Origin of the sequence: Streptomyces celluloflavus, assembly GCA_000720995.1 — a bacterium.
Classification (GTDB): Bacteria; Actinomycetota; Actinomycetes; order Streptomycetales; family Streptomycetaceae; genus Streptomyces; species Streptomyces celluloflavus.
On sequence record JOEL01000002.1, the window covers coordinates 212,693 to 231,245 of the forward strand.

Sequence of the window (18,553 nt, forward strand, 5' to 3'; positions counted from 1 at the left end):
ACGCGGCCGGGCGCATCGCTGCGTATCGTCGTGAGTCCACTGCAATGGACTCACCAGTGCAGTTTGCTGAACGGTGTCGGGTCGTGCTGCAATGCCTCCGGAGGCGGCCGACCGCCTCCGGCAGACCCTCCGCACCTGAACTCCGAGGAACGGCGATGACCCGCACCCTGCACGTCTCCGACGATGTCCGCGCGCTCGCGCCCGGCTTCGGCCATCTCGCCGTCGAAGCGCACGGTCTGACCAACGGGCCCAGCGACGAGACCGGTGCGGCGCTGCTGGACGAGGCTACCCGCCGCCTCACGGAGCGGCTGGCCGGCCGCGCACCGCAGGACGATCCGCACCTCGCCGCCTGGCGTGCCGCGTACACCGCCTTCGGCGCCAAGCCCTCGCGGACCCGCAACTCCGCCGAGGCGCTGGCCAAGCGCGCCCTCGCGGACGGCGGACTGCCGCGCATCAACCGCCTCGTCGACCTCTACAACGCCATCAGCGTCGCCCACCTCATCCCCGTCGGCGGTGAGGACCTGGATCGCATCCAGGGCGATATGCGGCTCGTCCGGGCCACCGGCGAGGAGCCGTTCGCGACCGCGGCGGGCGGTGCGGAGACCGTCGAGCACCCCGAGCCGGGCGAGGTCGTCTGGTGCGACGACGCGGGCGTCACCTGCCGTCGCTGGAACTGGCGCCAGGGCGTCCGCACCCGCCTGACCGAGGAGTCGGTCAGCGCCCTCTTCCTGCTGGAGCGGATGGCGCCGATGCCGCTGGACGAGCTGTCGGCCGCCGCCGCCGAACTCGCCGAGGCGCTGCACAAGCTCTGCCCCGACGCCCGCATCGAGATCGGTGAGATCCGCGCCTAGGCTGCCGCCGGGCGTGCCGGGGAACTGTGCCGCCCGCCTCCGGGGCGGTCCCGCTAGCCAGCCGTCCCGGGCGCGGCCGGTGCGGTGCCGCCGAGGTGGGCCGGAACCCACCAGGTGTCCTCGGGACCCCTGGGGCGTACGGGATAGGCGCGCTGCGCCGCCTCCAGCAGCTCCTGCACCCGGGCCCGCAGGCGGTCGGTGACCTTCTCCGCCGACTCCGCCGGATCGGCCTCCATCGGCTCGCCCACCCGGATCGTGACCGGGTAGTGGCGGCGGCCCAGATCGCGCTTGTGGCCCTTGGTCCACAGCCGCTGGGTGCCCCACAGCGCCATCGGCAGCAGCGGCACCCCGGCCTCCTGCGCCAGCCGCGCCGCACCGGACTTGAAGTTCTTGAGCGTGAACGACTCGGAGATGGTCGCCTCGGGGAAGACCCCGATGATCTCGCCCGAACGCAGTGCGGAGAGCGCGTTCTTATAGGCGTGCACGCCCTGCGAACGGTCCACCGGGATGTGCTTCATCGCCCGCATCAGCGGCCCCGACACCTTGTGCCGGAACACCGAGTCCTTGGCCATGAACCGCACCAGCCGCTTGGCCGGCCGTGCCGCCAGACCGCAGAAGACGAAGTCCAGATACCCGATGTGATTGCTGACCAGCACGGCTCCGCCACGGCGCGGAATATTGTCCGTCCCGGCGATGTCGAACTTGAGGTCGATCGCCTTGAAGACGGTGCGGGCCGCACCGATCACGGGGGGATAGACGAGCTCTGCCATGTCGGAGGACCCCTTTTCTGTGCCTGGGGAGGGTTCTCCCGGCGGAAACCTACGCGGCCGTAAGTGTGCGGCTCCGGGAGATCGTGCCCGATGACGGCCCCAGGAGCCACCGCGTCAGGGCGCGCGGCCGAGAGATTCTCGTCACGTGGGGTTCACTTTCCGCGCTTGCCCTCCGCAACAGAAGGTACACCTCGCATCCCGGCAGGTGACCGGGCGGGAATGTTTACGGCCGGGCGGACGCTGCACCCGCCGATGACACACCGTTCGTGCCGGGGCGCGGTCCAAGACAGGGGCCGGGTCCGGGGCCGGATCCAACGGGAGGCGCAGGGTGCCAGGGCGGGACGACGGGGAGCGGCTGGGCGCCGCCGAGATCGGCGCGGAACTGGGGGAGCGGGCCACGCTGGTGCAGTTCTCCACCGCCTTCTGCCAGCCCTGCCGCGCCACTCGGCGCACCCTGACCGAGGTCGCGGACATGGTGGCCGGGGTGGCGCTCGTGGAGATCGACGCCGAGGCCCGGCTCGAACTCGTCCGGGCCCTGGACATCGAGCGCACGCCCACGGTGCTGGTGCTCGACGCGGGCGGCGCGATCGTGCGCCGGGCCGCGGGTCTGCCGCGCAAGGCGGACGTCATCGCCGCACTGGGCATGGCCGTCCGTGATTGATCTCCCAGATACCGGGCGGCCCTTGACGGTGCGGGCCGGGCATCGTCAGTCTGACGTTATGCGGTCAGGGACCCTTCTGTACGGACGTGCGCACGTCGACCTTCTGCGTACCGCCAGCGCGCGCTGTCCGGGTGTGTGAGCAGCGACGACAACAGAGCCGCCGGCGCCTCGTGGCCGCCGGCCGCTCCGCCTGGGCTCGTACACCACAGCAGAAGGACAATTCCATGACGGCCTCGCCCGACCTCGGCACGCCTCGCACCGCCGCCCCCGATCTCCTGCGCTCCGTCTTCCGGCAGCATGCCGCGGGTGTCGCGGTGATCACCGCGCACGGCTCCCGCCCCGTCGGCTTCACCGCCACCTCCCTGACCTCCGTCGCCGCCGAGCCCCCGCTGCTCTCGTTCGGCATCGCCACCGGCGCCTCCAGCTGGCCGGCCGTCGCCGAGGCCGAGCACATCGGCGTCCACCTGCTCGGCGAGCATCAGCAGGACCTGGCCGCCACCTTCGCGCGCAGCGGCGCGGACCGCTTCGGACCGGCCACGTCCTGGCGCACCGGCCCCGAGGGCGTGCCCCTCCTGGACGGCGTACTGGCCTGGCTGGTGTGCAGGGTGGTGGCGCGGGTGCCGGCCGGCGACCACCGGATCGTGCTCGCCCAGCCGGTCGTCGGCGACCCCTCGGGGCCGGGCCGGCCGCTCCTCTACCACCAGGGGCGCTTCAACGCGCTGCGGGACTGAAGGGTTCCCCGCCGCTCCGTCGTCCCCCGGGTCGGGGCCGTTGGCAACGTCACAGTTCAACGGCCTTGATTCCGGGGGCGAGACTGTATGTACTGGCGAGTAATATTCGGGTCGGCGCGAGGTTCCGCAACCGACCGGGAGCCGCCCCAACAGGCGCCTATGCTGCCAGCACAAGGCAGTTCTGAAGAGACGAAGCAGGTAGGAGAGCCGGCGTGAGCCTGAGGATCGTTGTCTGTGTGAAGTACGTGCCCGACGCCACCGGCGACCGGCACTTCGCCGAGGATCTGACCGTCGACCGCGACGACGTGGACGGCCTCCTCTCGGAGCTCGACGAGTACGCCGTCGAGCAGGCCCTGCAGATCAAGGAAGCCGCCGACGACGCGGAGATCACGGTCCTGACCGTCGGCCCCGAGGACGCCAACGACGCGCTCCGCAAGGCGCTGTCGATGGGCGCCGACAAGGCCGTCCACGTCGAGGACGACGACCTGCACGGCACCGACGCGCTGGGCACCTCGCTGGTGCTCGCCAAGGCCATCGAGAAGACCGGCTACGACCTGGTCGTCTGCGGTATGGCCTCCACCGACGGCGCCATGGGCGTGCTGCCCGCGCTGCTCGCCGAGCGGCTGAACGTGCCTCAGGTGACCCAGCTCTCCGAGGTCGCCGTGGCCGGCGGCAAGGTGACCGGCCGCCGGGACGGCGACACCGCCAGCGAGCAGCTGGAGGCCGCGCTGCCGGCCGTCGTGTCCGTCACCGACCAGTCCGGCGAGGCCCGTTACCCCTCCTTCAAGGGCATCATGGCCGCGAAGAAGAAGCCGGTGGAGTCCCTCGACCTGGAGGACCTGGAGATCGAGGCGGACGAGGTCGGCCTCGAAGGTTCCTGGACCACGGTCGACGAAGCGACCGAGCGCCCGGCCCGCACGGCCGGCACGATCGTCAAGGACGAGGGCGAGGGCGGCAAGCGGCTCGCCGAGTTCCTCGCGGGCCAGAAGTTCATCTGAGCCCCGCCTCTTCTCAACCGCCTTCCTTCTTCCCGCAGGAGAGTCATCCCATGGCTGAAGTCCTTGTCTACGTCGACCACGTGGACGGTGCCGTCCGCAAGCCCACCCTCGAACTCCTCGCCCTCGCCCGCCGCATCGGCGAGCCGGTCGCCGTGCACCTGGGCGCCGGTGCGGACACCGCCGCCGCCGTGCTCGCCGAGCACGGCGCGGTGAAGGTCCTGGCTGCCGACGCCCCGGAGTTCACCGAGTACCTCGTCGCCCCCAAGGTGGACGCCCTGCAGGCCGCCTACGACGCGGTCTCCCCGGCCGCCGTGCTGCTGCCGTCCTCCGTGGAGGGCAAGGAGATCGCGGCCCGGCTCGCGGTCCGCATCGGCTCCGGCATCATCACCGACGCCGTCGACCTGGAGGCCGGCGACGAGGGCCCGGTGGCGACGCAGTCCGTCTTCGCGGCGTCCTTCACCACCAAGTCCCGTATCACCAAGGGCACTCCGGTCATCACGGTCAAGCCGAACTCCGCCGCCCCGGAGGCCGCGCCGGCCGCCGGTACGGTCGAGCAGCTCGCGGTGACCGTCGCCGACTCCTCCAAGGGCACGAAGATCGTTTCGCGCACCCCGCGCGAGTCGACCGGCCGCCCGGAGCTGACCGAGGCCGCGATCGTGGTCTCCGGCGGCCGCGGCGTCAACGGCGCCGAGAACTTCCCGGTCATCGAGGCGCTCGCCGACTCGCTCGGCGCGGCCGTCGGCGCCTCGCGCGCCGCGGTGGACGCGGGCTGGTACCCGCACACCAACCAGGTCGGCCAGACCGGTAAGTCGGTCTCGCCGCAGCTGTACATCGCGGCGGGCATCTCCGGTGCGATCCAGCACCGTGCCGGTATGCAGACCTCGAAGACCATCGTCGCCATCAACAAGGACGCCGAGGCCCCGATCTTCGACCTGGTCGACTACGGCGTCGTCGGCGACCTGTTCGACGTCGTCCCGGCCCTCACCGACGAGGTCAACGCCCGCAAGGGCTGAGCCCCCGGCTCTCCGCGGCCTGCCTACGGCAGCGGCACGAGGCCCCGTACGCATTGCGCGTACGGGGCCTCGTGCCATGTGTTCGCACCGGGGGGAGGCGGCGGGCAACGGTGGCCGCACTGCGGGGCGGACACCCCTCGTGGCCTGCTAGTCGCCGGTGGCGCCGTCGATCCGCTCGCGCAGCAGATCCGCGTGGCCGTTGTGGCGCGCGTACTCCTCGATCAGGTGGACGTAGATCCAGCGCAGGTTCAGCGTGCGGTCGCGCGGACCGGCGAAGGTCTCGTCCAGCCCGTGGTCCGTCATGGCCGCGTCGCAGCTCACGATCTCGGCGCGGAAGGCCGCGAAGTCGGCCTCGGCGCCGGCCGGGGCGGCGTCCTCGAAATCGGCGTCCTGATTGTCGGCCCTGAAGTAGAGGTCGCCCGTCTGCTCGCCGAGGAAGCGCTGCCGGAACCAGCTGCGCTCGACCTCGGTCATGTGCCGGACGAGACCGAGCAGGGTGAGGTTGGAGGGCGGGGCGCTCGCCGTGACGAGCTGGTCCGGGGTGAGTCCCGCGCACTTGCTGAGCAGGGTTTCGCGGTGCCAGTCCAGCCACCTCTGGAGCATCTCCCGTTCGCCGGCGGCCGTCGGCATGTCCCGGCGTTCTATCTGTGGTGCGATCCAAGTCATGGGGTGAGTGTGACCGGACCGGCCGCCGTACGCCACGGAGTTGATTCCGTTCGCCGCGCACCCGGCCCCGGGCGCCTGGCCTGCGCCGCCTCCGGGAGAGGGTGTTGACCCCGGCAGTCGGCGCGATTAGGTTCGCCATACGGATTGTTGATTCCGGTGGGCGGAATGCGGGGAAACGTCCGATCGCCGGACGTGAGCACCGGGAGGGTGCCGAATGGGGCAGCAGGAGACCGTGGCGACGAGCCTTGCGGACACCGTACGCACGGAGATCGGCGCCGCTCTCGCCGCGACCGACGCGGATCTGGCACGCCGTTACCCGGGCGACCCCGGCACCCGCCAGCCGGTCCACACCGTCTACGTCCCCGGCGATGTCTTCACCGCCGGAACCCTGCGCTCCTGGGGCGACCAGGCGCTCGCCGCCCTCGACGCGCACGCCCCCGACGCCGCCGCGCTCGCCGCCGTCCTCGGCATCCCCGACGAACTCGCCGGGCCGGTCCATGACCGCGTCCGCGCCAAGCTGGTGCGCGAGCCCGTCGAGGACCTGCGCATCGACTTCGAGGACGGCTACGGCCACCGCCCGGACGCCGAGGAGGACGAGGCGGCCGCCCGCGCCGCCGCGCTGGTGGCCGCCGCAGACAAGGAGGGCACCGCGGCCCCATATATGGGTATCCGGATGAAGTGCATGGAAGCCGCCGTCCGCGACCGCGGCATCCGCACCCTCGACATCTTCCTCACCGGTCTCCTGGCGGCCGGCGGGCTGCCCGACGGGCTCGTCCTGACGCTCCCCAAGGTGACCTACGCAGAGCAGGTCACCGCCATGGTCCGGCTGCTGGAGGAGTTCGAGAAGGCCGCCGGTCTGGCGAGCGGCCGGCTCGGCTTCGAGATACAGATCGAGACCACGCAGTCGATCCTGGGTGCCGACGGCCGCGCCACCGTCGCCCGCATGATCGAGGCCGCCGAGGGCCGGGCCACTGCTCTGCATTACGGCACCTTCGACTACAGCGCCGCCTGCGGTGTCAGCGCCGCCCACCAGTCCCTGGACCATCCGGTGGCCGACCACGCCAAGGCCGTGATGCAGGCCGCCGCCGCGGGCACCGGCGTCCGCCTCTCGGACGGCTCCACCAATGTCCTGCCGGTCGGCCCGACAGCCCGGGTGCACGACGCCTGGCGGCTCCACCACGGCCTCGTCCGCCGGTCGCTGGCCCGCGCCTACTACCAGGGCTGGGACATGCATCCGGGCCACCTGCCCACCCGTTACGCGGCGGTCTACGCCTTCTACCGCGAGGGCCTGGAGGAGGCTTCGGCCCGGCTCGCGGCGTATGTCGCCAAGACCGGCGGCGATGTCATGGACGAGCCGGCGACCGCCAGGGCGCTCAGCGGCTATCTGCTGCGCGGACTGGACTGCGGCGCCGTCGACGCCTCCGAGGTCGCCGGGCTGACCGGCCTGACCCGCGCCGGCCTCGACGCACTCGCGGGCCGCCCGGCGAAGACGGCCTGACACCGTCGGCCACGCTGCGGTCGGCCACGCTGTCGTTGGCCGCGCCGCCGTCCCGCGCCGCCCGCTGTCCCGCACCTCCCGTCGCCTCGTGGACGCGGTCCTGTCGGGGCCCGGACGCGGGGCGGCGGCGTTGTCAGTGCCTCGTGCGAGCATGAATGCCGATGCGTCAGAACTGCACGGGGGAGAGGCAGATGACACTTTCGCGCACCGCCGCGGACCGGCACGCCGTCGGACCGTATACGAGCCCCGAGTCGTGTGCACCGGTCGGCGTAGCCGCGGCCACGGCTACGGTCGCGGACCCGCTCGGCCGGCGCGGCGGCCCGGCTGCCGACCGACTGCCGCCGCCCGCGCACGTCCGGCCGGTGGGACCCTTTCGGGCCGTGCGCGCTCGGCCGGCGGATTCCGGTCGGCCGGACTTACCCGGCCGATCGGACGTCCTCGGGCCGTCAGACGTCCTCGGCCGGTCAGGCGCCCTCGGCCCGCCAGACGTCTTCGGCCCGCCAGACGTCTTCGGCCCGTCAGACGCTTTCGGTCCGTCAGACGTCCTCAGGCGGAATCTCGCCGGAGCCCCGGGTGATCAGACGGGTCGGGATCTCCACCCGGCGCGGCGGCTCCTCGATGCCGTCCAGCCGGCGGAAGAGCAGTCCGGCGGCGGTCCGTCCCATCCGTGCCGCGTCCTGTGCGACGACGGTGATCGCGGGGGAGACGAGATCGGCCAGTTCGAAGTCGTCGAAGCCCACCAGCGCGAGCGGGCGCGGCCGTTCACCGAGGATGCGCACGGCGGTGACGGTGACCCGGTTGTTGCCCGAGAACAGCGCGGTCACCGGCTCCGGACCGGCCAGCATCGCGGCGGCGGCGGCGCGTACGCGTTCCGGGGCGGTGGAGCCCAGCGCCACCCACGACGCGTCGACCGGCAGCCCGGCCTCGGCCATCGCAGTGCGGTAGCCGCGCAGCCGCTCCATCGCGGTGTGGATCCGCGGCTGGTCCCCGATGAAGCCGATCCGGCGGTGCCCGTGCGCGATCAGATGGGCCACCGCTTCCCGGGCGCCGCCGAAGCTGTCGGAGAGCACGACATCGGCGTCGATCCGGCCGGCCGGCCGGTCCACGAAGACGGTCGCGATCCCGGCTGCGATCTCCGGTTCCAGATAGCGGTGGTCGTCGCCCGCCGGGATGATCACCAGACCGTCCACCCGCCGCGCGCACAGCGCGAGCACCAACTCCTGTTCGCGAGCCGGGTCCTCGGCGCTGGAACCATTGATCAGCAGCGCGCCGTGGCTGCGCGCGACCTCCTCGACGGCGCGGTTGAGCGGTCCGTAGAAGGGGTCGGCGAGATCCTCCAGGACGAGCCCGATACTGGCCGTGCGGCCCTTGCGCAGGATCCGGGCGGAGTCGTTGCGGCGGAAGCCCAGCGTCGTGATGGCTTCCTGGACGCGCCGTTCGGTGTCGGGTGTGACGCCCGGTTCGCCGTTGACCACGCGCGAGACCGTCTTGAGGCCGACTCCGGCCCGCGCCGCGACATCCTTCATCGTGGGCCGGGTGCCGTAGCGGCGGGCGGTGCCCCGGGCGGTGTCGGTCACGGTGCGCGGTCCTGTTTCTTTCGACAGCGGGGTGCGCTGCCGAGCATAGCCTCTAGACAACGTTGTCAAAAGCGTTAAGACTGGCCCATAACCTGCCGGGCTGACACTCCCCGGCTCCATGCCCACCAGGAGATTCGACACCGATGCACACGTACCTCAGCGCAGCGTTGGACATTGGCGGCACCAAGATCGCCGGCGCTCTGGTGGACGGAACCGGCAGAATGACCGCGCGGGTCACGCGACCCACCCCCGCCGACAAGGACGGGGCGACGGTGATGCGTGCGGTTGCCGAGGTGGTCGGGGAGCTGACCGCGGATCCCGGCTGGGCGCGGGTGGCGACCGTCGGTATCGGCAGCGCGGGCCCGGTGGACGCCTCGGCCGGCACGGTCAGCCCCGTCAACATCCCCGGCTGGCGTGACTTCCCGCTCGTCGCCGGTGTACGGGAACTGGTCGGTGAGCGGCCGGTCGTGCTGGTCGGCGACGGCGTGGCGATGACCGCGGCGGAGCACTGGCAGGGCGCGGCGCGCGGCCGTGCCAACGCGCTGTGCATGGTGGTCTCCACCGGTGTCGGCGGCGGACTCGTCCTCAACGGCCAACTCCACCCGGGGCCCACCGGGAACGCCGGCCACATCGGCCACATCAGCGTCGATCTCGACGGCGACCTGTGCCCGTGCGGCGCCCGCGGCTGTGTCGAGCGGATCGCCAGCGGTCCCAACATCGCCCGCCGGGCGCTGGCGAACGGCTGGCAGCCGGGACCCGACGGCGATGTCAGCGCGGCCGCCGTCGGCGCCGCGGCGCGGGCCGGCGATCCGGTCGCCCTGCGCTCCTTCGAGCGGGCCGCCCAGGCACTGGCCGCCGGGATCGCCGCCACCGCGACGCTCGTCGAGATCGAGATCGCGGTCATCGGCGGTGGCGTCGCGGGCGCCGGGGACATCCTCTTCACCCCCTTGCGCGCCGCCCTGCGCGACTACGCCAAGTTGTCCTTCGTGGCGGACCTGACCGTCGTCCCGGCCCAAATGGGCACGGACGCAGGGGTGGTGGGCGCCGCCGCGGCCGCCGCGCAACAGTCCCGTCTCGAAGCCTTCCTCCCCACCCTCTGAGCGCGCGACCGTCACCCGGGCGCCCCTCACCCTGCCGTCCATCACGCATACGGGCGGTGCTCTGCGTATCGAGGGGGCGGCGGCGATGGCGGCGTTGCATCGGGGGAGCGTGAGCGGAGCGGCCGGGGCGCGGGGTCAGCGTGGGAACGGTCCCGGTGCGGCGGGCCGCCAGGCGGCCCGCCGCAGCATGGTGGGGTTGAGCGTTTTCCCGGGTGACGGGAGCGGTCCCCGTGCTGAGCACGGCCCGGAAGGTGCCGACGGCGCGGACCGCGCCCCAACCAGTACCGGCCGGGCCCGACGGGCGAGTCCGCCCGGCGCCACCCGCGCCACCCGCTCGCTCAGCAGCTGAACCTGGCGTCGGCCCAGTCGGCGTGGTCGTAGTCCACACCGTCGCCGCCGTCGGTCACCACCAGGCGGACGGTCTCGGCCCCGGTGAGGCCGGCGGTGAGCGTCGTGGCGGGGTCCGCGCCGGTCCGGGTGGCGCTCGCGGCGACCCGTTCGCCGTCCGCCCATACCTCGAAGGCGACCGACCCCTTGTCGCCCACCTCGTCGTCGATGCCGACCTGCGCGGTGAAGGCCGAGCACCGGCCGCCCGTGTAGAAGCTCACCTCGCTGGGCGCGTGCACCCCCAGGCCCCGGTCGAAGCGGGCGCCGCCGATGGTGATCGGTCCGCCGTCACCGGCCGCGCGCTCCCCGACGCTGGTGTTCTTCTCGACCGGGCCCCAGCCGTTGGCGGACGTCAGCCAGGGCAGTTCGGCGGCGTACGCGGTCCCGGCCGGCGGTGGCACCACGACCTGGACCGTGCCGGGCAGGGTGGTGGTGATCCGCTGTCCGCCCGGTGCGCGGTAGCCGGCGGTCAGCGTCAGCGGCCGGGCGCCGGGCGCGGTTCCGGGCGGGGCGGTGATCCGCCAGGTGGTGGTCAGCCGCCCGCCGCCGGGCAGCGCGTGGGCCGTCGCGGCGGAGGTGGCCCGGATCCGCCACCCCTGCGGGCCCTGGAGGGTGACCGTGACGTCCTTGGCCGGCGTGCGGCCCAGGTTGCCGACGGTGCTGCGGAGGACGGTGGCGGCGCCCGCCTCGACCAGCGGCGTACGGTCGGTGCCGGTCTCGACGGACGGCGGGTAGCTCGCCCAGTGCCGGTCGGCGGAGACCCGGTAGAGGGTGGTGCCGTGGGCCGGCACGGTCGCGGAGACGGTGCCCGCGGTGTGGTAGTCCCGGTGCTGCCACAGGTCACGCAGCCGGTAGCCGGCCGCCTGCGGGAGGCCGATGTCCGTGGCGGTGGTGGTGATCCGCTGCGGCTGGTCGGTCTCGTTGAAGAGCGCGACCGCGCGGTCACCGTTGGCCAGTTGCTTGACCACCGTCCAGCGGCCGGACTCGGACGTGTGGACCGTGGCCTGCTTGCCCAGCGCGTCCTGGTCCAGGGCGATGACGTCCTTGTTGTCCAGGATCTCGAAGGTCGCGGGGGACGCCTTGCGCAGATCGGAACCGATCAGCAGCGGAGCGGACATCATCGACCACAGGGAGAAGTGGCTGCGGTACTCGATGTCGGTCATACCGCCGTTGCCGACCTCCAGCATGTCCGGGTCGTTCCAGTGCCCGGGGCCCGCGTGCGGCGCCAGCGGCAAGTTCTGCTTGAGGATCGCGAGCATGCTCGGCCAGTTGTCACCGATGTCGCCGGTGGTGCGCCACAGATGGCCCACGTCCGACGCCCACTCCCAGGGCTTGTTCTCGCCCCATTCGCAGATGCTGTAGACGATGGGCCGCCCGGTGGCCTGCAGCGCGTCCCGCATGGTGCGGTACCGCTGCCGGGCGTCCACACCCTGGTTATTGCAGTTGTCGTACTTGAGATAGTCCACGCCCCAGTCCGCGAACTGCTGGGCATCGGAGGACTCGTGGCCCAGCGCACCGGGAAAACCGACCGCACTGCAGGTCTTGGTGCCGGCGCTCGTATAGATGCCGAACTTCAGGCCCTTGGCATGGACGTAGTCGGCCACCGCCTTGATGCCGTGCGGGAAGCGCTGCGGGTCGGGGACGAGCTTGCCGTGCGCATCGCGGGCGGGCAGCGCCCAGCAGTCGTCGAGATTGACATACCGGTAGCCCGCGTCCTTGAGGCCCTTGGCGACGAAGAGATCGGCGATGCCCTGCACCATCTCCTCGTTGAACTCGGCCCGGCAGTGGGTGGAGTTCCAGTTGTTGAACCCCATCGGGGGCGTTTTGGCGAGTCCGCCCGGCAGCCGTGGGGCGTCGCCGGTGGTGCGGGCGGCGCGCGGGGTGTCCGAGGGGTCCGGGCCGGGTGTACGGGCCGCGGCCGGCAGGGCGGTCACCCCCGCCGTGCAGAGCAGTGCGACGGACAGTGCTCCGACGATTCTTCGCCGGCCTCGCCGGGGTGTGCTGCGGATGTGCGGGTGCATGAGGGGCTTCTCCGTCCTCGCGAGAGGTGCTGGGGAGTCATGTACCGGTCACTGGCGAGTGTTTACGGTAGGGCTTGTTGAACTCTGTTGGAAGAGGAGCGGTAACGGTTGTTCCTCTGCCTGCCAAATCTCTTGACTGGCAGGGTAGTTGGGAGGTGAGATCCCACCACTCGCGTTCGGTTCTGTTTGGTTCCACCCCTGAGGAGGGGGACATGGCCCGGTCAACGTTCAGCGGCTCAGGCGCGTACGGGGAAACGGCAGGAGATCGGATGTCCCGCCGGACGCTGCTGCGGGGCGCCGCGCTCGGCGCGGGGGCCGTCGCCCTGCCGTCCCTGCTCGCCGCCTGCGACAGCGGCCCGAGCGGTGTCTCGCTGGGGTCCAACGCCTCGGACGCCGTACCGAAGAAGGCGTTCGCCGCGGCCTTCGCGGCATACGAGAAGAAGTCGAAGAAGACGGTGAAGGTCAACACCGTCAACCACGAGAATTTCCAGGAGAACATCAACCGCTATCTCCAGGGCACCCCGGACGATGTCTTCATGTGGTTCGCCGGAAACCGCATGCAGTACTTCGCACAGAAGGGCCTGCTCGCGGACATCAGCGATCTGTGGCAGCACTTCGGGGGATTCTCCGACGCCCTCAAGAAACAGTCCACGGGTGCGGACGGCAAGCAGTACTTCGTGCCGTACTACTACTATCCGTGGGCGGTCTTCCACCGGAAGAGCGTGTTCCAGGAGAAGGGGTACGAGATCCCCAAGACCTTCGACGAGTACCGGGCGCTCGCGAAGCGGATGCAGCGGGACGGGCTGGTGCCGTTCGCCTTCGGCGACAAGGACGGCTGGCCGGCGATGGGCACCTTCGACTACCTCGATATGCGCGCCAACGGCTACGACTTCCACATCGCGTTGCTGAGCGGCCGGAAATCCTGGAACAGTCCGCAGGTCAAGCAGGTCTTCGACCTGTGGCGCGGACTGCTGCCGTATCACCAGAAGGGCGCCAACGGCCGCACCTGGCAAGAGGCCGCGCAGAGCCTGGCGCAGAAGAAGGCCGGTATGACCGTCCTCGGCCTGCCCCACCCGGGGCAGCAGTTCGCCGCGGCCGACCGCGACGATCTGGACTTCTTCCCCTTTCCCGAAATCGACCCCGCCTTCGGCCGGGATGCCGTCGAGGCGCCGGTCGACGGATTCCTGATGTCGAAGAAGGCCAGGGACAAGAGCGGTGCCAGGGAACTGCTGACCTACCTCGCCACGCCCGCGGCGGAAGACATCTACCTGGCCTCCGACCCGAACAACATCGCGGTCAACAGCGGCGCCGACACCAGCGCGTACACACCGCTGCAGAAAAAGGCCGTCCAACTCGTCTCGGGCGCCCGGCAGATATCGCAGTTCATGGACCGCGACACCCGGCCCGACTTCGCCTCGACCGTGCTGATCCAGGCGATCCAGCAATTCCTGAACAGACCGGACGATATCGACGGCCTGGTGAACGACATCGAACGCCAGAAGAAGCAGATCTTCGCGGCCGGCTGACCGTGCCCCGTACCGCCGTCAACCGGCCGCCGCCGGCCGGGGAATTCCGTCATATGACCGCCGCGAGGGACGGGGAGCGAAAAGCCGTGCCGAACACCCGCGCACGGCGCGCCGGACGACGCGGACCGCGGCGCCACACCCGCCGCGATCTCGCCGTCCTCGGCGTGCTGCTGGGCATACCGATCCTGCTCGACCTCGCCCTGATCTGGGGTCCGACGCTCGCCTCCGTCGGCCTGTCCTTCACCACCTGGGACGGTGTCGGCGACATCACCTGGGCCGGTTTCAAGAATTACGACAACCTGTTCACCACCTACCCGCAATTCTGGCCGGCGGTCCGCCACAACCTGCTGTGGCTGGTCTTCCTCGGAGTGTTCGCCGCGCCCTTCGGCCTGCTGCTGGCCGTCCTCATCGACCGCGGTGTCCGCTTCAGCCGCTTCTACCAGTCGACGCTCTATATGCCGGTGGTGCTCTCCCTGGCCGTCGTCGGATTCATCGCCCAGCTGATCCTCTCCCGGGACCAGGGCGCACTCAACGCCGTGATCGGCGGCAGGAATCCCACCGACTGGCTGGGCGACCCCGGCCTCAATATCTGGATGGTGCTGCTGGCGGCCTGCTGGCGGCACACCGGATACGTCATGGTTCTCTATCTCGCCGGCCTGAAATCCGTCGACCCGACCCTCAAAGAAGCCGCCGCCATCGACGGCGCCACCGAACGGCAAACCTTCTTCCGCGTCGTCCTTCCCACGCTGCGCCCGGTGAATGTCATCGTCGGCGTCATCACCGTCATCGAATCGCTGCGCGCCTTCGACATCGTCTACGCGGTCAACAAGGGCCGCAACGGCCTGGAACTGCTCTCGGTGCTGGTCACCGACAACATCATCGGGGAGGCCGGCCGGATCGGATTCGGCTCGGCGATCGCCGTCGTCCTGCTGCTCGTCTCCATGGGATTCATCGTGACCTATCTCGTCCAGGAACTCCGCGGGGAAGAGCGGCGATGACCCTCTCCGCCACTCCCGCCCCGGCCCGCGCCCGTTCCCGCGGCCGACTCGGCGTCCACGCCTTTCTGCTCGTCGTCTCGCTGGCCTTCCTCGCTCCGCTGCTGCTGGCCGTCTACGCCTCGCTGCGCCCCTACGAGGAGACCGCGAAATACGGCTATTTCTCGCTTCCGCGCCATCTCTCCTTCGACTACTACCGGCAGGCGTTCGTCGATTCCGGTATGGGCAAGTACTTCGTGAACTCGCTCGTCATCGCCGTCCCCGGCGTGCTGATCACGCTCTTCCTGGCGTCCTTCGTGGCCTTCGCCGTCGCCCGGCTGCGGATCCGCGGCGGCACGGTCCTGCTGATGGTCTTCACCGCGGGAAACCTGCTGCCCCAACAGGTGATCGTCACCCCGCTGTACGTCCTTTTCAACAAGATTCCGCTGCCGTACTGGATGTCCGACTCGCTGACCGTGTACGACTCCTACTGGGCCGTCATCGCCGTGCAGATCGCCTTCCAGCTCGGCTTCTGCGTCTTCGTCCTGGCCCATTTCATGCGCACCCTGCCGGTGGAGATCCTGGAGGCCGCCATCGTCGACGGCGCCGGGGTCTGGGCCCGGTACCGGCGCGTCACCCTCCCGCTGTGCCGCCCCGCGCTCGCCGCCCTGGGGACGCTCCAGTTCACCTGGATGTACAACGACTTCCTCTGGGGCCTGGTCTTCCTGTCCGACGGCGACAAGCTGCCCGTCACCTCGGCCCTGAACAATCTGCGCGGCCAGTTCTTCACCGACTACAACCTGCTCGCGGCGGGTTCCGTCCTCGTCGCGCTGCCCACGATCCTGGTGTTCCTGGCCCTGCAACGGCACTTCATCGCCGGCCTGACCCTGGGGGCGAGCAAAGGATAGGGCGCAGAAGGGCAGTTGACCCGCCGATGGGTTGCCGTTGACCGCCCGGTGGGCAGCCGTGTCATAGGTGCACCGGCACCGCCCGCCCGCAGTCCGGAGGTCGGTGCGCGGGTGGGGGTTTCGGGGCTGGAGGGGCGGGGGAGCGCTTGATTGCCGGGGGCTACGCGGCGGGGGATGCGGTGACCGGAACCCCCGCCGTGGCGCATTCCCGACCGGTCGGAACACGGGGATCCAGCGGTCTCCGGGCCTGGCCGGTAGGTGGAGGCGCGCGGCGCCCGGTCATGCCCGCGACCCGTGGTCCGGGGCGTTTCCGTGGCAGGGTGTTGCGGGCAACTCACCTGGGTCTAGGGAAGAGGGGAAACCGTGATCGTCTGGCTGAACGGCACGTTCGGTGCGGGCAAGACCACAGCGGCTCATGAATTGCTCGACCTGCTTCCCGGAAGCACGCTCTACGACCCCGAACTCCTCGGCGGCGGCCTGCGGCTGATGCTGCCGGCCAAGCGGCTGGAGGACGTCGACGACTACCAGGACCTGCCGTCCTGGCGGCGGATGGTCGTGGACACCGCCGCGGCCCTCCTCACCGAGGTCCCCGGACCTCTGGTGACGCCGATGACGCTGCTCCGCCAGGAGTACCGCGACGAGATCTTCGGCTCGCTCGCAGCCCGCCGGATACCCGTCCGGCATGTCCTGCTACATGCGGAGGAAACGATCCTGCGTGCGCGGATATCGCGACGGGAGGAGGAGCAGGCGGACCTCGGGACCGGCGCCTCGACACGCGCCTGGTCGCTGGCGCACCTGGGGACGTACGCCACCGCGCTGGAGTGGCTGGCGGACGACGCGCACGTCGTCGACACCACCCGGCTGACCCCCCGGCAGACCGCCGAACAGGTCGCCGAGGCCGTCCGGACCGGCGCCGGTTCCTGCGACATCGTGCAGACCCCGGAGCCGACCGCCGAGACCCTCGCCGCCGGTGTACTCCTCTTCGACGACGAGGAACGGGTGCTGCTCGTCGACCCGACCTACAAACCGGGCTGGGAGTTCCCCGGCGGCATCGTCGAACCCGGCGAAGCGCCCTCCCGGGCCGGTGTGCGCGAGGTCGCGGAGGAACTGGGCATCCAACTGCCGTGCACCCCCCGGCTGCTGGTGATGGACTGGGAAGCGCCCAAACCACCCGGCTTCGGCGGTCTGCGGCTGCTCTTCGACGGCGGCACGCTGTCCGGCGACCGGATCCGCCAACTGCTCCTGCCCGGCGCCGAGTTGCGCGACTGGCGCTTCGTCACCGAGGCGGAGGCCGAGAAGCTGCTGCCCCCGGTGCGCTGGAACCGGCTGCGCTGGGCGCTGCGCGCCCGCGCCCGGGGCTGCCCGCTCAACCTGGAGGCGGGCGTCCCGGTCGGCTGAACCGGCCCCGGGCGCAGCGGCAGGCGCCGCGCCCCGGCCGCCGACCGGCGGTCCGTGCGCGGCGCCCCCGGGCGCGCGGCCCGGTGCGTCAGCCCCGGCTCGCCGCGTACCGCTGGAGGAACAGCGCCTCGGCGAGCGAGAGCCGCGCCAGCTCCTGCGGCGAGACGCTCTCGTTCACCGCGTGGATCTGCGCCTCGGGCTCGCTCAGCCCGATCAGCAGGATCTCCGCGTCCGGGTACAGCCCGGCGAGGGTGTTGCACAGCGGGATCGAGCCGCCCATACCGGACGTCTGCATCTCCTCGCCGTCGTACGCCTCGCGCATCGCCGACGCCATCGACGCGTACGCCGGGCTCCCGGTGTCCGCACGGAACGGCTGCCCCTGGCCGATCTGCTCGACCGCGACCCGCACGCCCCACGGAGCGGCGCCCTCCAGATGCGCGACGAGCAGCTTCGTTGCCTCCGCGGCGTCGGTGCCCGGCGGCACCCGAAGGCTCACCAGCGCCCGCGCGCCCGCCTGGACGGACGGGGTGGCGCCGATGACCGGCGGGCAGTCGATGCCGAGGACGGTGACCGCCGGGCGCGCCCAGAGCCGGTCCGCGACCGTACCGCTGCCGATCAGCCCGACTCCGTCCAGCACCTTGGCATCCTTGCGGAACTCCGCCTCCGCGTACTGGAGCCCTTCCCAGCTCGCGTCCGCGGCCAGCCCGCGCACGGTCGTCGAACCGTCCTCGGCGCGCAGCGAGTCCAGGATCCGGATCAGCGCGGCCAGCGCGTCCGGCGCCGCGCCGCCGAACTGGCCGGAGTGCAGATTGCTCTCCAGCGCGTCGACCTGCACCCGCACCAGCGTCATCCCGCGCAGCGTCGCGGTCACCGTCGGCAGCCCGACCCGGAAGTTGCCGGTGTCACCGATGACGATCGCATCGGCAGCCAGCAGCTCGGGGTGCGCCTCGGCGTACCGCTCCAGGCCGCCGGTGCCCTGCTCCTCCGAACCCTCCACGATCACCTTGACGCCGACCGGGACGCCGCCGTTCTCCTTGAGCGCGCGCAGCGCCGTCAGATGCATGATCAGGCCGCCCTTGCAGTCGGCGGCACCGCGCCCGTACCAGCGGCCGTCCCGCTCGGTCAGCTCGAACGGCGGGGAGACCCACGCGGCCTCGTCCAGCGGGGGCTGCACGTCGTAGTGCGCGTAGAGCAGCACCGTCGGGGCACCGGCCGGACCGGGCAGGAAACCGTAGACCGACCGGGTGCCGTCCGGCGTGTCCAGCAGGGCGACGTCCTGGAAGCCCTCCGCGCGCAGCGCGCCGGCGACCCAGTCGGCCGCCGCATCGCATTCGCTCCGGGGGAACTGGGCCGGGTCGGCGACCGACTTGAAGGCCACCAGCTCGGCCAGCTCGGTCCGGGCGCGGGGCTGGAGCGCGGCGACGGTGTGCGCGAGCGGGCTGTCAGACATGGAACGCTCCTTGTGGGCGCGGCG

16 protein-coding genes are annotated in these 18,553 nt (G+C 71.4%); 11 read left to right on the top strand and 5 right to left on the bottom strand.

The window, feature by feature from the left end:
* Positions 1-155: 155 nt before the first annotated feature.
* Positions 156-851, top strand: coding sequence for a B3/B4 domain-containing protein (locus IH09_RS02680; RefSeq protein ID WP_052853618.1), 696 nt, complete (start codon positions 156-158; stop codon positions 849-851).
* A gap of 53 nt (positions 852-904) precedes the next feature.
* Here IH09_RS02680 and IH09_RS02685 read toward each other — a convergent pair whose 3' ends face one another.
* Positions 905-1,621, bottom strand: coding sequence for a lysophospholipid acyltransferase family protein (locus tag IH09_RS02685; RefSeq protein ID WP_052853619.1), 717 nt, complete (start codon positions 1,619-1,621; stop codon positions 905-907).
* Positions 1,622-1,949: 328 nt separating this feature from the next.
* Here IH09_RS02685 and IH09_RS02690 point away from each other — a divergent pair, with 328 nt between their 5' ends.
* The 4 genes from IH09_RS02690 to IH09_RS02705 all read left to right on the top strand — a co-directional run bounded on the left by IH09_RS02690 (position 1,950) and on the right by IH09_RS02705 (position 5,024).
* A complete protein-coding gene (locus IH09_RS02690; protein WP_052853620.1) occupies positions 1,950-2,282 on the top strand; it encodes a thioredoxin domain-containing protein in 333 nt (110 codons plus the stop codon).
* Between the two features lie 224 nt (positions 2,283-2,506).
* The gene (locus tag IH09_RS02695) at positions 2,507-3,013 is read left to right on the top strand and encodes a flavin reductase family protein (protein ID WP_052853621.1); all 507 of its coding nucleotides are present in this window, start codon (positions 2,507-2,509) and stop codon (positions 3,011-3,013) included.
* A 212-nt stretch (positions 3,014-3,225) separates the two neighbouring features.
* A complete protein-coding gene (locus IH09_RS02700) occupies positions 3,226-4,011 on the top strand; it encodes an electron transfer flavoprotein subunit beta/FixA family protein (RefSeq protein WP_052853622.1) in 786 nt (261 codons plus the stop codon).
* 50 nt (positions 4,012-4,061) lie between these two features.
* The gene (locus IH09_RS02705) at positions 4,062-5,024 is read left to right on the top strand and encodes an electron transfer flavoprotein subunit alpha/FixB family protein (RefSeq protein ID WP_052853623.1); all 963 of its coding nucleotides are present in this window, start codon (positions 4,062-4,064) and stop codon (positions 5,022-5,024) included.
* A gap of 147 nt (positions 5,025-5,171) precedes the next feature.
* Here the strand turns inward: IH09_RS02705 and IH09_RS02710 are convergent, their stop codons facing one another.
* Positions 5,172-5,690, bottom strand: a complete 519-nt coding sequence (locus IH09_RS02710; RefSeq protein WP_052853800.1) for a DinB family protein — start codon at positions 5,688-5,690, stop codon at positions 5,172-5,174.
* Between the two features lie 214 nt (positions 5,691-5,904).
* Between IH09_RS02710 and IH09_RS02715 the strand changes: the two genes are divergently transcribed.
* Positions 5,905-7,188, top strand: coding sequence for a DUF6986 family protein (locus IH09_RS02715; RefSeq protein WP_052853624.1), 1,284 nt, complete (start codon positions 5,905-5,907; stop codon positions 7,186-7,188).
* A 536-nt stretch (positions 7,189-7,724) separates the two neighbouring features.
* On the opposite strand, the gene IH09_RS02720 is transcribed toward IH09_RS02715, so the two are convergent.
* Entirely contained in the window at positions 7,725-8,765 is a 1,041-nt protein-coding gene (locus IH09_RS02720) for a LacI family DNA-binding transcriptional regulator (protein ID WP_052853625.1), read from the bottom strand.
* Positions 8,766-8,908: 143 nt separating this feature from the next.
* Here IH09_RS02720 and IH09_RS02725 point away from each other — a divergent pair, with 143 nt between their 5' ends.
* Positions 8,909-9,865, top strand: coding sequence for an ROK family protein (locus tag IH09_RS02725; protein ID WP_052853626.1), 957 nt, complete (start codon positions 8,909-8,911; stop codon positions 9,863-9,865).
* Positions 9,866-10,203: 338 nt separating this feature from the next.
* Here IH09_RS02725 and IH09_RS02730 read toward each other — a convergent pair whose 3' ends face one another.
* Positions 10,204-12,273: an NPCBM/NEW2 domain-containing protein gene (locus tag IH09_RS02730; RefSeq protein WP_190233187.1), complete on the bottom strand. Its 2,070-nt coding sequence runs from the start codon at positions 12,271-12,273 to the stop codon at positions 10,204-10,206.
* Positions 12,274-12,542: 269 nt separating this feature from the next.
* Here IH09_RS02730 and IH09_RS02735 point away from each other — a divergent pair, with 269 nt between their 5' ends.
* The 4 genes from IH09_RS02735 (at position 12,543) to IH09_RS02750 (ending at position 17,079) form a co-directional block, all read left to right on the top strand.
* Positions 12,543-13,799, top strand: a complete 1,257-nt coding sequence (locus IH09_RS02735) for an ABC transporter substrate-binding protein (protein WP_052853627.1) — start codon at positions 12,543-12,545, stop codon at positions 13,797-13,799.
* A gap of 53 nt (positions 13,800-13,852) precedes the next feature.
* Positions 13,853-14,797 carry a carbohydrate ABC transporter permease gene (locus IH09_RS02740; RefSeq protein ID WP_052853628.1) on the top strand — a complete coding sequence of 315 codons (945 nt, stop codon included), beginning with the start codon at positions 13,853-13,855 and terminating at the stop codon, positions 14,795-14,797.
* Positions 14,794-15,681 carry a carbohydrate ABC transporter permease gene (locus IH09_RS02745; protein WP_052853629.1) on the top strand — a complete coding sequence of 296 codons (888 nt, stop codon included), beginning with the start codon at positions 14,794-14,796 and terminating at the stop codon, positions 15,679-15,681. Before IH09_RS02740 ends, IH09_RS02745 begins: the two co-directional genes overlap by 4 nt.
* Positions 15,682-16,044: 363 nt before the next feature.
* The gene (locus IH09_RS02750) at positions 16,045-17,079 is read left to right on the top strand and encodes an NUDIX hydrolase (protein ID WP_052853630.1); all 1,035 of its coding nucleotides are present in this window, start codon (positions 16,045-16,047) and stop codon (positions 17,077-17,079) included.
* Between the two features lie 88 nt (positions 17,080-17,167).
* On the opposite strand, the gene IH09_RS02755 is transcribed toward IH09_RS02750, so the two are convergent.
* On the bottom strand, positions 17,168-18,529 hold the full coding sequence (locus IH09_RS02755) for a dipeptidase (RefSeq protein WP_052853631.1): 1,362 nt from the start codon (positions 18,527-18,529) through the stop codon (positions 17,168-17,170).
* Positions 18,530-18,553 lie beyond the last annotated feature (24 nt).

Excerpts from the sequence above, each read along its gene's own strand:
- IH09_RS02680 (WP_052853618.1), top strand. The coding sequence starts at position 156 with ATGACCCGCACCCTGCACGTCTCCGACGATGTCCGCGCGCTCGCGCCC.
- IH09_RS02685 (WP_052853619.1), bottom strand. The coding sequence starts at position 1,621 with ATGGCAGAGCTCGTCTATCCCCCCGTGATCGGTGCGGCCCGCACCGTC.
- IH09_RS02695 (WP_052853621.1), top strand. The coding sequence starts at position 2,507 with ATGACGGCCTCGCCCGACCTCGGCACGCCTCGCACCGCCGCCCCCGAT.
- IH09_RS02705 (WP_052853623.1), top strand. The coding sequence starts at position 4,062 with ATGGCTGAAGTCCTTGTCTACGTCGACCACGTGGACGGTGCCGTCCGC.
- IH09_RS02710 (WP_052853800.1), bottom strand. The coding sequence starts at position 5,690 with ATGACTTGGATCGCACCACAGATAGAACGCCGGGACATGCCGACGGCC.
- IH09_RS02715 (WP_052853624.1), top strand. The coding sequence starts at position 5,905 with ATGGGGCAGCAGGAGACCGTGGCGACGAGCCTTGCGGACACCGTACGC.
- IH09_RS02725 (WP_052853626.1), top strand. The coding sequence starts at position 8,909 with ATGCACACGTACCTCAGCGCAGCGTTGGACATTGGCGGCACCAAGATC.
- IH09_RS02730 (WP_190233187.1), bottom strand. The coding sequence starts at position 12,273 with ATGCACCCGCACATCCGCAGCACACCCCGGCGAGGCCGGCGAAGAATC.
- IH09_RS02735 (WP_052853627.1), top strand. The coding sequence starts at position 12,543 with ATGTCCCGCCGGACGCTGCTGCGGGGCGCCGCGCTCGGCGCGGGGGCC.
- IH09_RS02740 (WP_052853628.1), top strand. The coding sequence starts at position 13,853 with ATGACCGCCGCGAGGGACGGGGAGCGAAAAGCCGTGCCGAACACCCGC.
- IH09_RS02745 (WP_052853629.1), top strand. The coding sequence starts at position 14,794 with ATGACCCTCTCCGCCACTCCCGCCCCGGCCCGCGCCCGTTCCCGCGGC.
- IH09_RS02755 (WP_052853631.1), bottom strand. The coding sequence starts at position 18,529 with ATGTCTGACAGCCCGCTCGCGCACACCGTCGCCGCGCTCCAGCCCCGC.